General features: G+C 40.9%; 12 protein-coding genes and 1 tRNA gene. 2 read left to right on the top strand and 11 right to left on the bottom strand.

What is annotated here, in order from left to right:
- Positions 1-11: 11 nt before the first annotated feature.
- The 11 genes from ACMXI2_RS26295 to ACMXI2_RS26245 form a co-directional block, all read right to left on the bottom strand.
- Complete coding sequence (locus tag ACMXI2_RS26295) at positions 12-1196, bottom strand: glycosyltransferase (RefSeq protein ID WP_483778905.1); 1185 nt, start codon at positions 1194-1196, stop codon at positions 12-14.
- Positions 1197-1200: 4 nt separating this feature from the next.
- The gene (locus tag ACMXI2_RS26290) at positions 1201-2313 is read right to left on the bottom strand and encodes a DegT/DnrJ/EryC1/StrS family aminotransferase (protein WP_483778904.1); all 1113 of its coding nucleotides are present in this window, start codon (positions 2311-2313) and stop codon (positions 1201-1203) included.
- Between the two features lie 345 nt (positions 2314-2658).
- Complete coding sequence (locus tag ACMXI2_RS26285; protein WP_483778903.1) at positions 2659-4269, bottom strand: hypothetical protein; 1611 nt, start codon at positions 4267-4269, stop codon at positions 2659-2661.
- Between the two features lie 277 nt (positions 4270-4546).
- Positions 4547-5536, bottom strand: a complete 990-nt coding sequence (locus ACMXI2_RS26280) for a polysaccharide deacetylase family protein (RefSeq protein WP_483778902.1) — start codon at positions 5534-5536, stop codon at positions 4547-4549.
- A gap of 1 nt (position 5537) precedes the next feature.
- Positions 5538-6560 carry a hypothetical protein gene (locus ACMXI2_RS26275; protein WP_483778901.1) on the bottom strand — a complete coding sequence of 341 codons (1023 nt, stop codon included), beginning with the start codon at positions 6558-6560 and terminating at the stop codon, positions 5538-5540.
- Positions 6561-6575: 15 nt separating this feature from the next.
- Complete coding sequence (locus ACMXI2_RS26270; RefSeq protein ID WP_483778900.1) at positions 6576-7292, bottom strand: SDR family NAD(P)-dependent oxidoreductase; 717 nt, start codon at positions 7290-7292, stop codon at positions 6576-6578.
- Positions 7289-7678 carry a MaoC/PaaZ C-terminal domain-containing protein gene (locus tag ACMXI2_RS26265; RefSeq protein ID WP_483778899.1) on the bottom strand — a complete coding sequence of 130 codons (390 nt, stop codon included), beginning with the start codon at positions 7676-7678 and terminating at the stop codon, positions 7289-7291. The genes ACMXI2_RS26270 and ACMXI2_RS26265 overlap by 4 nt, the downstream gene beginning before the upstream one ends.
- Positions 7678-7914, bottom strand: coding sequence for an acyl carrier protein (locus ACMXI2_RS26260; RefSeq protein WP_483778898.1), 237 nt, complete (start codon positions 7912-7914; stop codon positions 7678-7680). The genes ACMXI2_RS26265 and ACMXI2_RS26260 overlap by 1 nt, the downstream gene beginning before the upstream one ends.
- A 3-nt stretch (positions 7915-7917) precedes the next feature.
- Positions 7918-9648, bottom strand: coding sequence for an HAD-IIIC family phosphatase (locus tag ACMXI2_RS26255; protein WP_483778897.1), 1731 nt, complete (start codon positions 9646-9648; stop codon positions 7918-7920).
- Positions 9649-9930: 282 nt separating this feature from the next.
- Positions 9931-10005, bottom strand: a tRNA-Arg gene (locus ACMXI2_RS26250).
- 49 nt (positions 10006-10054) lie between these two features.
- Positions 10055-10621: a MarC family protein gene (locus tag ACMXI2_RS26245; protein WP_079471132.1), complete on the bottom strand. Its 567-nt coding sequence runs from the start codon at positions 10619-10621 to the stop codon at positions 10055-10057.
- Positions 10622-10709: 88 nt separating this feature from the next.
- Here ACMXI2_RS26245 and ACMXI2_RS26240 point away from each other — a divergent pair, with 88 nt between their 5' ends.
- Positions 10710-11294, top strand: coding sequence for a helix-turn-helix domain-containing protein (locus ACMXI2_RS26240; RefSeq protein ID WP_483778896.1), 585 nt, complete (start codon positions 10710-10712; stop codon positions 11292-11294).
- A gap of 101 nt (positions 11295-11395) precedes the next feature.
- Positions 11396-14608 carry a SusC/RagA family TonB-linked outer membrane protein gene (locus tag ACMXI2_RS26235; RefSeq protein WP_483778895.1) on the top strand — a complete coding sequence of 1071 codons (3213 nt, stop codon included), beginning with the start codon at positions 11396-11398 and terminating at the stop codon, positions 14606-14608.
- Positions 14609-14615: the final 7 nt, after the last annotated feature.

The following is a 14615-nucleotide window of genomic DNA, read 5'->3' as shown; positions in this document are numbered from 1 at the left end:
TTAAGAGGTAGTCAAATTGAATCAATAAGTTTTGAAAGAACATCCCCCAGTACTCTTATTCTTTGTGCTGTTTCTTCTTCCAGTTTATCAGCATCCAGCTGCCAATGGCTGCTTTTATGTTGTTCCAGCACCGCTTTCATCTTATCCGCCAGGTCTGCATGATTATTTACCTGGAAAAAAGTTACCAGCGGATCATTTATTTCTTTATTAATATCTATATCAGAAATGATGGCTGGCTTTGAAAAGGCGATAGCGTCATAAGTAGCGCCACCACCAGGTCCGCCCTCAAACAGGGTGGGCTGTATCAGTGCTACTGAATGCAATAATAACTGTATCTGATCCGGTTTTGAGATATACCCCAGGAAAAATACTTTGTCCTCAATTCCTAAATCCTGGATCTCTTTCTTCAGCGAATCAAAATAATCAGCGCGTCTGGAATCACCGGTGTCACCTGTACATACAATAGCCACCCGTTCATTTGATATGGAATGTAAAATTTGCAGGGCGCGGAAAGCCGTAATATGCGACTTATGTATCCAGAACTGATTGGAGATTATAAAATACTTATCGGGTAAGGCATATCTATTCTTTATCTCCGTAAAATTACTACTGAGTAATTGCCTGTTGAATAAAGGTGTAAAAGGAAGATTAGTGACTTTGGCAGTACTATCCGGATAAAATTTTTCAATATCTTTTTTTACTGCGTATGAGTTTACAATCACATTTTTGGCAGTGTGTACTGTGTTGCCAAATTGTATTTGCCGGTGTTTAATTTCTTCGGGAGTGAAGAACTGTGTAAGATATTCATGCTGGAAATCGTAGATATAGCCCACCCAGGGAATATCAATATCCGGATTTACTACTTCTATGCAGGGAATGAGCAGGTCGATATGATGTCGTTTTACTGCTTTCTTTAGACTTTTTTTATAGGAAACACTTACCGCTTCGGGGCTAAATTCCCTGAATAAATTCCGTTGATCGCTGAATTGCCGGGGAGTATTTTTATTTGCTGTTAAGCTGAAACGTGACAGGCTTCTTTTTATCTTATCCTTAAAAGTCAGACGGTCAGGTAATAGTACAATAACCTCATATTTTTTTGTGGAAAGAATGCCCCGGATGATCATCCTGAGAAAATCAATTCCGCCTCCCCATCCGATAAAGCCTGCGGCATGTATGCCTATTTTTCTTTTCTGCATAACCTCAGACAGTCTCCCTGTTTTTATAATAATTAAGAATGAGATGGGTGATGTATGTGATCTCTTCAAAAGTCAGCTCAGGGAAGCTCGGAAGATTAATGCCTCTCCAGCCTAAGTCTTCAGCTACGATATGTCTTTCATATTTACCCGAATACATAGGCATGGTATGGGCGGGATAGAAGAGTGGTCTTGTTTCAACGCCTGCTTTTTTAAGAACATCCCTTACCTCATCGCGTTCATCGGCGTTCTTCACCAGGATGGAACACATCCAATAGGAGTGAAAAGTATTTTCAGTTTCTGCATGAAAAGTAACACTGGAGCCTTTAAAGGCGTTTTGGTATGCTTTTGCAATCTCTCTTTTTTGGGCGATAATTTCTTCCACCCTTGATAGCTGAGCCACTCCGATAGCAGCACAGATATTTGTCATGCGGTAATTATAGCCGATCACATCATGCCAGTACTCCCGGTGCTTCGCCAGTCCCTGGCCTTTGAAATGCACCATACGGTCATAGAGGGTCTGGTCGTTTGTTACTACCATGCCGCCTTCGCCTGTAGTGATCGTTTTATTGCCAAAGAAGCTGAAGGTGGAGATATCGCCAAAGGTGCCGGCATATTTGTTTTTGTATTTGCTTCCAATGGCCTCTGCGCAGTCTTCTATCAGGAAAAGGTCATGTTCTTTACAGATAGCCGCCAGGGTATCCATTTCACAGGGGTGTCCGTATAAATGAACCGCAATGACTGCCTTGGTTTTGCTGGTGATCTTTTTCTTCACGTCTGCAGGGCTGATCTGCCACGTTTCCGCCACTGAATCAACAAAAACGGGTGTGGCGCCTGTATAGGCGATAGCGTTTACAGATGCGATATAGGTTAAAGTGGGTACTATCACCTCATCTCCGCTGCCAATACCCAATGCCACCAACGCGAGGTGCAGGGCAACTGTGCCGTTGCAAACAGCAGCTGCATGATCCATACCTAAATAATTGGCAAACCCTCTTTCAAATTCGGTAATAAACTTTCCTTTGGATGAAATCCATGTAGAGTCTAAACACTCCAATACATTTTTCTTTTCCAGTTCTCCTAAAGAAGGTCTGTAGACAGGTATTTTATAATTATTCATGGATAATAATTATCAAGATGAATGATTTTAACGGAAGCAGTTGTTTTATTATGGATTTCCACGGCTTAAGGAGTATATGTATTTACTTTTAAAAGTCCGGAAAATCGCTTGCAAAGCTAAACATTAACATACAAATAAACTCTTTCTCTATTATAAAAAGCACTTTATTGAATATATTTTTTGATTATGTGTAGCTGTCTGAGTGGCGGTTACCAGGAGCCTGATTTTTGAGAATCGGGCGTTGGGATATTTAAGATTTTCCGTTATCGAAAGGATTGTAAAAATAAAGTACCGGCAATCCTGGAGGGTGCCGGTACTTTACAGATTAATGGTATGTCCTTGTGACTAGGGATGAATGGAGAGTTTTTCCTGTTGTTTCTTCCACTCTTCCAATGCAGTGATCTTCTTATTCTGTTCAATCAGGTATAGCGTTAACTCCTCCACTTTTGCCAGCAACTTTTTATTCATTTCCCCCACATCAATACCTTCTTTTTCTACTTCTGCTGCAGAAGGAATTCCTTCCAGGTGCTGGTTGGCGCGCACATAAGCTTCTACCTCAGCTAAAGAAGGAAGTTGATAGTTTTTATGGAATACATAGTCTGCCCAGCCGGTTTGGGTTACTTTTACCCGTTGTGCGGTGATGGTGCCTTTCACGGAAAGTTCAGACTGGGGAGTTAAGGTTCCGATACCAACGTTGCCAGTATTTGTAATATTAATAACACCGGTAGATGGGGCGGTGCTACCGCCAGTACCGCCTATTTTTAAAACATTTCCTCCTTCACTTATCCAGAATCTGCTATCTACATTGGATTGAAATGTCATAGTTGCTTTGCCGTCGAGAGGATCGTAGACATTAAGTTTACCATAAAAAGAAGGTGACGGAGTTCCGATCCCGACGCCCACATTATTGATTAAAACAGGTGTTATATTAGTGGCACTTGTTCCTCCGATTAAGAGTAAGGGAATATAAGAGCCTGTTGTCCTATCGTAGCCTATCAGGTCTGCGTTGCCACCTGATACGCCGATTTCTGCAGCCGGACCGGTTGCTGCAGTGCCGGTAAGCCAGCCTTTAAATCTTCCCTGGCCTTCCCATTGATTATTACCAACGCCGTCAATTCTGGCAATTTGAGTAGTGCCACCGTAAAATTTAAAGCCTTGAGCGTTAGACGCAGAAGCAACCCCAAACCACATATGACTATTTTCCATCCCGATATCCCAACCGGAGTTAGTAGCACTCAATGCGGCATTCCACAAACTAACCTTACTGCCAATACTCCTCGTGGTAAAAGAAGGTCCGGCCAAACCCACTGCGTTGAAGCTTATATTATTAGAAGTAGCATTTGACATCAGGAAAGTACCGGTTGTATTTTGTACCTGTGCACTGGCTACCTGGAAGGCTCCTCCGCCGGGTTTGGGGTTCAGATTAATATTGCCATTATCACTGACAAGATAGATATCCTTATTAGCGCCACTCCCCATACCCACATATCCATCCCTGGTGATATTATCGCTTTGCATGAATTGCAGATAGGATTGGTTAGCAGCGGTACCAGTACCCTGTATTTTAGACGCATTAGCAGCAGTAAGATTATTAACGATAACATTACCGGTTGCCCTTTCTATGGCTAATCCGGTTCCTAAGAAAGCACCGGTATTTGAATACCGGAATATTCTGAAATCAGCTCCAGCATTGGAAGCTCCCTCCAGCCCAATAAAAGCCTGGGTCCATCTGAGATTAGCGGGGGTATTGCCGTCGCCGGTAAACATATGGAAGTGGGCTGTTCCTGTAGCACTTGTACCTGCCGTAGTTTTCAGGGTGTTAGACTGTGCCATTCCCGAAATGTAAAAATTCGACGAAGGCTGCAATGTAGTTTGATTGTTAATATAGGTGGTTTGCGCGTTACCTACCAATACGACACCTGTTAGCAATAACAGCGATGATAATGTTTTTTTCATAGATTAAATCAGGGATGGGTTAAGTATTAAATTCGACACTTAAATTCACCAGAATTACTGATATCGCCCAATTCCAGCAAAACTAAGATTGGCACGTCAATGATTTGGTAGCCTCATCAAAACTACCGCGTCCTTTAAAATAGATCTGCCTTAAATGCCTGTTTTAAAGGATGCGGATATTTTTTTTGATACTATTTTATTTAAAGAACGTAAAATGAATACAAAGCAAATAAAGGAAACGCGACAACCAAAATGACAATGTGCCCTATTGTCTGTTTTATTCCTGTAAAGACACTGCTTTATAAAACCAGTCATTGGGAGTCGCATGCCGATCTTTCGGTATATCATTGGTATCAAGGCGAGGCAATATAAGTCGGGAGTATTTGGTAGAGGAGGCAATATCTACCACTGTTGTAAATGCCAGTTTACACGCCTTAGCGGTTAATATGTCTAATGTATCTTGGTTATAATTTCCATATGGATAAGACATGGTCCAATCACTTTCAGAACCGCCAATTTGCTTAATAAATTCAATTGATTTGGTCACTTCATTTTCCTGAGCGGCTTTACTTAAAGACCCCAGCCAATAGTGATCGTTACCATGAGCTCCAATATGCATACCATTTCGCTGCATACAGGACACCTGCTCTTCGCTCATATACAGTTCTCTGCTAAAACTTTCCTGATCAGCACTAACGAATTTTTCAAATAAGGTATTCGTAAGTATATTTCTTAGCTCTTCAGGCAGTTCAACCTGCAACAAGCGTTTGATGAAGATAACTTCTTTGGTATCAAATCGATTGGCTATTGCTAGTTTATTAAAATAATAATCATTGCTCTGCAGGTGATATTGACTTCTGTATTTATTCAATTCGTTGTGGAGATGGGAGATAATTCTATTCTTATCCTCTACTGCAGCAAGAATAAAGTGAATTTTATTAACATCAAGGATAACGTGCTCTGTAACGGTTTTCACTGGTATATAAAATGCTCCTTGCAGTTTCTTTTTTTCAAGTATGGGGAAAACATTAGTGTAGTGATCAATATAGGCATCGTCGAATGTTAATAACGCAGCTCTGGGAGGAAGAGATGCCCGTTCCTCAATAGATTGAATCAGGTCAGTTATTTTTATAAGGTTGTAATTTTTTTCAAGATACTCTACTTGTTCCTTAAACAAGTTTGTATCTAGTCCCTTAATATCTGGGTAGCGGGAATGTTTAAGGTCCCGTACATAATGATACATAATTACAGTACAATTCGAAGACATATTAAGCTATTTTGTTAGGACGATCCTGGTCACCATCACCTTTGAAAATGTAGAAGTCATCCGTCGCCGTAGTGAAGTAATTGATTACTATGTTTTCCTGTGAGAATGGCTCAAAATAATTTGGAATTATGAGATCTCCATGGTGATCTTTTAGAGTAAATCCAGCTGCGTGAAGTATCTGATCGTTTATTCCATACTGGTAAAAATCTATATACTCCATTGTCGATTCATTTAATAATGCTCTAAGCCCGGCGCCGGCAAGCGAAAAGTCAGCCTGATCTCCAATAAAATCAACGATTCTCATCACGCTGCTGTCTACATGTTTTACAACCCTGGCAATAATAATACTATTTATAACGCCACTATTATTTCTGACCCCTAAAACTCGGTATTTGTAAACAGGATGGTTGAAATATCGCTTATTAATATACCATGGCGACTTATAAGGAATACGATTTTTATATTTCTCGATATAAAAATTACTAATAAGCTCCTCAAATGTTTTAAGTTCAATTAAATTGTTTTCACCAAATGGAAATGAATCCTCTGCTTTATATGCATTGGTATTAAGCGCAATTTTAAAGTTGTCGACATTGTTAAGCATATAATAATGTTTGAGCTGTCCCACCCGATACCCTGCATATTCATATAATGGTAAAGTTCTTGGGTTGGCCCCAACAGTCGAAACGATCCTGAAGCCGAAATCATTTATCAGGTTAGTCAGCAAACTAATGCCCAGCATAGGATCTCCATTTTTGGGCTTTACTTTCCATAAAACAGTGAAAATATCCGCACCTTTAAATTCAGGAGAATATAATATGAAGCCTAGCACACCGTCTATTTCATTGTTTGCATTAAGCGCAAGAATAAAATGGAGGTTTTGATTATATACCAGGTCATATTCAAATAGAGAAATATGTTTTATATAAATATGGTTTGGATTCCAATACTGTTCCAGGAAAGATAACACATAGGCTTTATCATTCTCTGTAGCCAATCTAAATACATGCAGATCAGTATTCATTTTTCAGAGCTTGTTTTAATTATCTGTACCAGCGTTCATAACAATGTTCACGCCGTTGATATGTAATGAGCTTTTACATAAAAAAGCGACTGTATCGGCGACTTCTGCTATTGTTAATAGCTTTTTAAGTGGATGATTCTCTATAATACCTTCAACAACACGGCTATCCACCTCCTGATTAAAATCGGTTTGCATGAATGAAGGAGAAACACAATTAGAGGAAATGTTAAAGCGGATGTTTTCAGTAGCCCAGGATTTAGCCAAGGAAAGCAAATAGTTTTTATTGGCAACATATTCAGACCACCCAACAGGAGGTGTACCAACAATGGCAGATGAAAGTATGGTGATAATTTTACCGGATTTTTTTCTCCGAAAAATGAGAAGCGCCGCCTGTGTCACTACAATTGTACTGATTACATTTACCTTAAAACTATCCAGGAAATTAGTAACAGCTAGCTTTTGAAAATGATTTTTAGTGAAATTTACGGCCGCATTGTTTATCAGGATATCAAGCTCCATTGTTGACATAGCAGCAATGAGTGATGTAAGGGAGGCTTCATCACTAAAGTCACAGTATATTTTATGAGCATTGTCATACTTGTCAGTAATCTCCGCTGCCAGTGATTCTGAATGACAATATGTAAAGTAAACCTGATTTGAGGCATCAGCAGAAAGCAATCTTACGATGCTGCTCCCTAGGCCTTTACTGCCACCTGTAACGAGTATATTCATATTATTCCAATGAGTATTTTTCCTTTTGCAACTGTATTGGAATCCCGGTTTTTGAAGTCAAACTTGAATTCTAATGCACTAACGGAGTCAAATTTTTCAGTGAGCTTTGCCTGGAAACTTAAAGTATCATTCATATAAACAGGAAGTGGATATTTAATTTCCTGGCGCATGATAATTACATTTTTATCGGGCAATAGTTCTCCGATAAAAAAGGAGACAAAACCGTTTAATATATTCCCATGCATAACAACATCCTTAAACCCCTTTGAAATAGCAAAAGATTTATTGGTATGTAACGGATTCAGATCTTTAAAGATGTCCAGAAACCCTTTATAGATATCTGGAGTTATGGTGAATTCATGTTTGAATTGATCTCCGGCTTCCATTAGTTATTTAGCTTTAACGCAATTGCATCACACATTTCTCCAACATTTTTCCAATTCCGGATTTCCTGTGAAGAGAATTTTAAATTGAAATGCTTTTCTATAGCTACAATTAATTGAATATGATTTAGGGAATCCCAGTCTTCTACATCTACAGAGGAAGTAATTCTTGTTATCACCAAATCATCATTTTCCAATACATCAATAAAAATAGCATTTACATCTTTCAAAATATCCATAACTTAATTGTTTTCGTCTTTAATATAATGTACACGTGGAGTAAAGTTATCTAAATCCAGGCTCCAGTAATTTTCATGATTGACAAAATTCAGGTTTTCATAATGCGCTTTTACCAATCCATTTTTCGGAGTAGGAATATACTCACCTATTAAACGTGTGAATTCATTGCTGCGTGCAATCTTAGCACAGTGGTTGAGTACGGCGCTTTCTACACCTCTGTTCAAAACACGGCAACTCATAATCCATGTGTCTATAAACATACTTTTATCTTGTTCTTTTTTAAGAATAAGGATGGAAATCAGACCATAGTCGCCAAATTTGTCACGCAGCTTTACAGCAAACGTCAAGTACTCATTGCTATTGTTGATCTCTAAAATATCGCTGTCTGAATATCTTACTGTTCTCAGATTAAACTGATTTGACCGTTGACTTAATTGAGCAATTCTTGGAATATCCTGAGGTTGAAAGCTCTCGATTTTTATGGACATTTCAAGACTCCGCAAATAATCCTCGATATTGGTTAATGAAAATTGTAATTGCTGCCTTGCTGATTCTTCCTGATATTGTCTGGTTCTGTCTTTGTCGGCTGCAGAGTAGGAGGCAGTCTCAAATAAATGCAAACTTTTAAGATAATCGAGGTATAAAGCAGGGTCTTCGGGTAACTCAGGAACAGTCACTTCCGGTAAGTTTTGGCGTATAATAGCTCTCTCAGCTGGATTATCATCTATAAAAACCATTGAATCAAACCCAATGTTTAATATATTTTGTATTGTTCTTATATTATCTGCTTTATTGTTCCAGTTCGCAACAAATACAGCAATATCATCTAATTTAAGTATCATTTCTGGATGCCGTTCAAATGGTTCCTTTGCGATTGATTCTGTATTTTTTGAACACACAGCCAATATAATTCCTCTTTCTTTTAACTGCTTGATCCATTGCTGTAGTTCTGAGTAGGATTTGCCAATCCCCAGTGTACCTATTTGAATTTCCTGCATGCCATCGTCTCCTATAATACCTCCCCACAGAGTATTGTCCAGGTCAAGAATTAGACATTTTTTAAAGCTACCGGTAAATGCGGCTATAAAATCTGCCAATCCTTCCGAAAAAATAGCATGAAAGTCCAATGAAAAATGCAAGTCTGCATTTACATATAAACTCCAATCGTGAACATTTTTGGAGCCATAATATTGAATCAATCCATTTAGATCAAACAAATAGAGTGATTCTATATTTCTCGATAACTGGATGAGTTCATAGTTTAGTTCATAAAGTTTGGTGGCTAGTGACTGGTCTACTTTAGAAAAGATACTTCCATATACTGTATCATTTAGAATCTCCAGATTATTGATAATTACCTTACTTTTCAAACGAAGACATACAGTTTGAATAAGATTGTTTAGTTCATTTATATAATCTTGGGTAAATGTTGCTTTTTTCTCAGCAGAAAGTCCGTAGTACTTACTTTTGATTTTTAGAGAAGACAGCGTGATTACAATATATTCCGGATTAAATAAGTATAATTGAGATCCGGCATTATATATTTCTGTCTCTATCTGATCATACTCCGCGTTATATATTTCAAAATCTAAGGACCTTTTTAAACCAGAATATCCGAGTGATTTTGATAGAAATTGTGTTGAATAATTGCCGAGTAATGCTATTTTTGATTTTTTGAAGGATGTTTTATCGATCTTCTTGGTTAAATTTTTTAGGGTATTAAAATCTATCATCTCGTAATCAAAATTTATAAAGTTTACATTTTGCAGAATGATTAACCGGTAAGTAAAGGATTATGACCCCGAACACAGTATCAATATACAAGATAGTAAAAATGCCCTAAAATAGGCTTACGTATACAATTAATTTATATACTTATAAATAATTCCTATCCTTGTTATCTAGGTTGAACAGACCCTGTTATCAAAAATGTTTTTTAAAGGGTAGTAATTCGTGTTACAGGTACTAAAATGCCCAAATTCGTTAAGATGAATTTGGGCGTTTTAATAACTTTTTGGTAGCCTCGTCAAGAATCGAACTTGAATCTGGAGCTTCGGAAACTCTTATACTATCCATTGTACTACGAGGCCATAAAACTCGCGCAAATCTACATTTTCTAATGTACAATCCCAAATTGCATTAAAGATTGATATTACTTTTAAAGATTTTTACTGCAATAGCCAGCAGGATCACCCCGAAAAATTTACGGAGCACCATCAGCCCGGCCTTGCCCAGCATGCGTTCTATGTAATTCAGGCTGCGGAGTACCAGGTATATGATCACCAGGTTCAGGCAGATACCGGCCAGTATATTATACTGTCCGAAGTTAGCTTTCAGAGACATGATGGTGGTCAGCGTACCGGAGCCGGCTATCAGCGGAAAGGCGATGGGTACCACGCTGCCGGCCTTGGCATCAGGGTCTGTTTTAAAAAACTCCAGTCCCAGGATCATTTCCAGCCCGATTACAAATATTACGATAGAACCCGCTACCGCAAAGGAATGTACGTCTACGCTCAGTAATTTAAGGAACGGTTCTCCCACCAGCAGGAACAAAATCATCAGGAAACCCGAAGCCAGTGTGGCTTTGCCGGCATCTATGTGGCCGAGCTTTTCTTTCAGTGATACCAGTACCGGGATGGAGCCAACAATATCAATAACCGCAAATAATGTAAAGGTAATGGCCAGAATTTGGTCGATGCTGAACATGAACGCTATTTTGTGTAAATATAGGGAGAATGATGAACGTTTTATCCTGGCCGGTTTTCTACTTATATTTGTTTTAACTACAATTAATATGACAGAGGATATCATCATACAGATCAGTAATAAGATCAAAGAGAAAAGAAAGGCAAAAGGAATTACCATCCAGGAGCTGGCCGACAGGGCCGAGGTGAGTAAAGGGCTGATATCCCAGATAGAGAATAACAGAACGGTACCCTCCCTGCTGGTACTCATCAATATTATCAAGGCCCTCCGGCTGGATATGAACGAGTTCTTTAACGAAATCGATCAGCAAACCCAGAGCGCGAAGGTCATCATCAAACAAAAAGCCGCCTACCAGGAGTTTGAAAAAGAACCTGCCAAAGGATTTGTTTATAAAAGAGTGCTCACCAAAAATGTAAAGAATTTCCCGGTAGATATCGTTTTGCTGGAGCTGAAAAAAGGCGCCCACCGGTCCCAGACAGTAAAAACAGATGCCTATGAGTATAAATACATTATCAAAGGCGCCGTTGAATACCTCATTGATAACGAAAAATATGTGCTGGAAGAAGGCGACTCCCTCTTCTTCGACGGCCGCCTCGGACACAAACCCCGCAACATAGGTCCGGATAATGCACAGATCCTGGTCGTATATTTCTTCCTCGACAGCGATAAATGAGGATTACAAATACTTAACATTAAATTTAGTATAGGTTAACATTCCGGTCACATAGAATCCTAAACTTTGCATGTAAATAATTTACCCAAACCTACTTTTACATGCAATCAAATCTACATCGGGCGCTCAAAAGGCAGCTATGCGCCATGTTATTGCTGCTGTTTATCACCCTATCTGTACATGCCCAGCAGGCAATTACGGGAAAGGTTATCGCGGGCGACGACCGCCAGCCGGTAATCGGAGCCACCGTTAAAGTAAAAGGCGCCAATCGCGGCGCTGTTACCGATGCCACCGGTAGCTTTGCTATCTCCGCAGCCAGTACCGACATCCTCCAGGTTAGTTTTATTGGCTTCCTGACCGAACAATACGCATTGAAAGGCGCTTCAGATGTGACCATTATCCTCCAGCCGGATAAAAAAGCCCTCGACGAAGTGGTGGTAACGGCACTGGGTATACGAAAAGAAGTAAAAAGGGTAGGTTATTCTGTACAGGAAGTAAAAGGAGCCGATCTGATCAAAGCCAGGGAACCCAACCCGGTAAACGGTTTGGCAGGTAAGGTGGCCGGCCTCACGGTGGGCGCTTCTGCAGAACTATTGTCTGCCCCGCTGGTATTGCTCCGCGGTAATAATATAGGTTTGTATGTAGTTGATGGCGTGCCCATTAACTCTGATACCTGGAACATTTCTCCCGATGATATTGAAAGCTATACCGTACTGAAAGGGGTAACTGCTTCCGCTTTGTATGGCTCCCGCGGCCTCAATGGCGCCATCATGATCACCACCAAAAAAGGAACCAAAGATAAGCGCGGCCTTTCTATTGATTTTAACTCCAGTACCATGTTCGAAAAAGGATTCAATGCCATCCCTGAAGTACAGGATGAATACGGTCCCGGCGATCATGGTAAATATGCTTTTGTAGATGGTAAAGGCGGTGGAACCAACGACGGCGACTATGATGTATGGGGCCCTAAATTTGAAGGTCAGCTCATCCCTCAGTACGATAGCCCGGTAGATCCGGCAACAGGTAAACGTACCGGCACCCCCTGGATCGCCCGCGGTAAAAACAACCTGCAACGCTTCCTGCAAACAGGTATGCTCAGCACCAATAACATCGCGGTATCTTCCCACACAGAGAAAGCCGATCTGCGCTTCTCCCTGTCGCACTCCTACCAGAAAGGAATTGTACCGAATACATCGCTGAACATCACCAACTTCAATATCTCCGCAGGTTATAACTTCAACTCCCGGCTACGACTGGATGCCTATATGAACTATAACCGCCAGTACTCCAACAATTTCCCGGACGTAACCTACGGCCCCAACAGTATTATTTATAACACCCTGATATGGGCAGGCGCCGACTGGAGCATGGATGACATGCGCAACTACTGGCAGCCGGGCAAAGAAGGTATCCAATCTATTTACGCGGAATACCAACGCTATCATAACCCCTGGTTCATGACCTATGAGTGGTTACGCGGACATTATAAAACAGACGTAAACGGCTATGCAAAACTGAACTATAAGTTCAGCGATAAACTGGAACTGCTGGCCCGCACACAGATCACTACCTACGACCTGATGAGGGATGAAAAAGTGCCTTTCTCCGCACACCCTTACGGCCGTGAGGAAGGAAAAGGCGATTACCGGGAAGACAAACGCAGCATGTTTGAGAATAACACCGACGTACTGTTGTCTTACACCAACACCTTCCCTCATAAGATAGGCATCCACGCTTCTGTAGGCGGTAATGCACGTTCTTACCGGTATAACTCCAGCTACGTGTCCACCGGCTACCTGAATGCACCAGGATGGTACGGATTTGCCAACAGCCGCGATCCATTATTTGCCACTAACTACTATGCACCGATGCTGGTATTGAGTGCCTATGGTTATATAGATATTGACCTGGGTAAATATGCCACCATCTCCTTAACAGACCGTATCGATAAGGCATCTAACCTGCCGATACAGAATAATGTATATTCCTACCCCTCTGTTGCTGTTAGCACCGTGTTGTCAGATTATATACAACTGCCGGAAGTGGTTTCCTTCCTGAAACTGCGCGGTTCCTATGCTAACGTAAAGGGTGGTTTTACACAGGCTACCATCGGCGCTACACCGCTGGCCACTTACCCGCTGGGATATGGCTCTGAATATCAGTCGTCTTATGATGGTCCTATTTACAATACTTCTTTCTATAATGTTGCCCCGGTTTATCAGAACCAGGCAGGATCATATATTTCACAAACTATCGCCAATCCCGACCTGAAGCCATTTGCCAGCAAGGTGGTGGAAACAGGAATCGATATCCGCTTTTTAAAGAATCGTATAGGCATTGACGGTACTTACTTTACCAGTCAGAATGGCCCGCAGATCTACGATGTAATTATTCCAAGCGCTACCGGTTATGCAAAGAACCGTATCAATGGGGTAAACACCCGTAAAACAGGCTACGAAGTATCTCTGAATGGCAGTCCTCTCAGAAATCCAAATGGTCTTAACTGGAACGTAACCGCCAACTGGTCTACCTTCCAGGAAAAATATACAAAGATCTACGACGGGGAAGATAAGCTGAATGCTTTTGTGGGCGTAGGCGACCGCGTAGATAAAATTTACGGTACCAAGTTCGTAAGAGCTGCCGACGGACAAATCATTAATGGTACAGATGGCCGCCCGGTGGTAAATCCAACGCAACAGTTTCTCGGTAATGCCAGCGCCGACTGGGTTTGGGGTATCAACAATAATTTCAGCTATAAAGGCGTTAGCCTCAGCTTCCAGTTCGACGGCCGTGTAGGTGGCAACATGATCGATTACATCCAGCAGCAAACTTTCCGTGGCGGACGTAACATCCTTACCACAGAAGGCGCGATGGGAGAAGCCCGCTACCAGGATTATAAAGGCGTGAAATCTTACCTGGGACAAGGCGTGGTGGTTAATAACAACGTGCCTATCCAGTATGATAACAACGGGAATGTTACCAACTACGATAAACTGCAGTATGAAGCCAATACCACTAAAACATTCCTGCAGGATTATATCAGCGTGTACTACCGGACCAATGAGGCAAACCTGATCAGTAAAACATTTGCAAAGCTGCGGGAGGTAACTATTGGTTATGCGCTGCCGCAAACCATACTGAGAGGTTCTTTTATCAGATCAGCCAATATATCTTTTGTAGGCAGGAACCTGCTCTATTTTGCAAAGAATAAAGATGTGGATCTCGACCAGTATCCGGGTGCGGACCAGGGCTCTTCTACCCTGCAAACGCCTACTACGAAGAGATATGGCTTTAATATCAACCTCAGCTTCTGATCTGTCA

This window comes from Chitinophaga sp. G7 BAM 1005, from assembly GCF_057126945.1.
The sequence above is the reverse complement of the archived record's forward strand: the minus strand, read 5'-3'. Positions and strand labels throughout refer to the sequence as shown.

Bases quoted from the DNA above. Each gene is read 5' to 3' on its own strand.
- ACMXI2_RS26295 (WP_483778905.1), bottom strand. From the start codon at position 1,196: ATGCAGAAAAGAAAAATAGGCATACATGCCGCAGGCTTTATCGGATGG.
- ACMXI2_RS26290 (WP_483778904.1), bottom strand. From the start codon at position 2,313: ATGAATAATTATAAAATACCTGTCTACAGACCTTCTTTAGGAGAACTG.
- ACMXI2_RS26285 (WP_483778903.1), bottom strand. From the start codon at position 4,269: ATGAAAAAAACATTATCATCGCTGTTATTGCTAACAGGTGTCGTATTG.
- ACMXI2_RS26280 (WP_483778902.1), bottom strand. From the start codon at position 5,536: ATGTCTTCGAATTGTACTGTAATTATGTATCATTATGTACGGGACCTT.
- ACMXI2_RS26275 (WP_483778901.1), bottom strand. From the start codon at position 6,560: ATGAATACTGATCTGCATGTATTTAGATTGGCTACAGAGAATGATAAA.
- ACMXI2_RS26270 (WP_483778900.1), bottom strand. From the start codon at position 7,292: ATGAATATACTCGTTACAGGTGGCAGTAAAGGCCTAGGGAGCAGCATC.
- ACMXI2_RS26265 (WP_483778899.1), bottom strand. From the start codon at position 7,678: ATGGAAGCCGGAGATCAATTCAAACATGAATTCACCATAACTCCAGAT.
- ACMXI2_RS26260 (WP_483778898.1), bottom strand. From the start codon at position 7,914: ATGGATATTTTGAAAGATGTAAATGCTATTTTTATTGATGTATTGGAA.
- ACMXI2_RS26255 (WP_483778897.1), bottom strand. From the start codon at position 9,648: ATGATAGATTTTAATACCCTAAAAAATTTAACCAAGAAGATCGATAAA.
- ACMXI2_RS26245 (WP_079471132.1), bottom strand. From the start codon at position 10,621: ATGTTCAGCATCGACCAAATTCTGGCCATTACCTTTACATTATTTGCG.
- ACMXI2_RS26240 (WP_483778896.1), top strand. From the start codon at position 10,710: ATGACAGAGGATATCATCATACAGATCAGTAATAAGATCAAAGAGAAA.
- ACMXI2_RS26235 (WP_483778895.1), top strand. From the start codon at position 11,396: ATGCAATCAAATCTACATCGGGCGCTCAAAAGGCAGCTATGCGCCATG.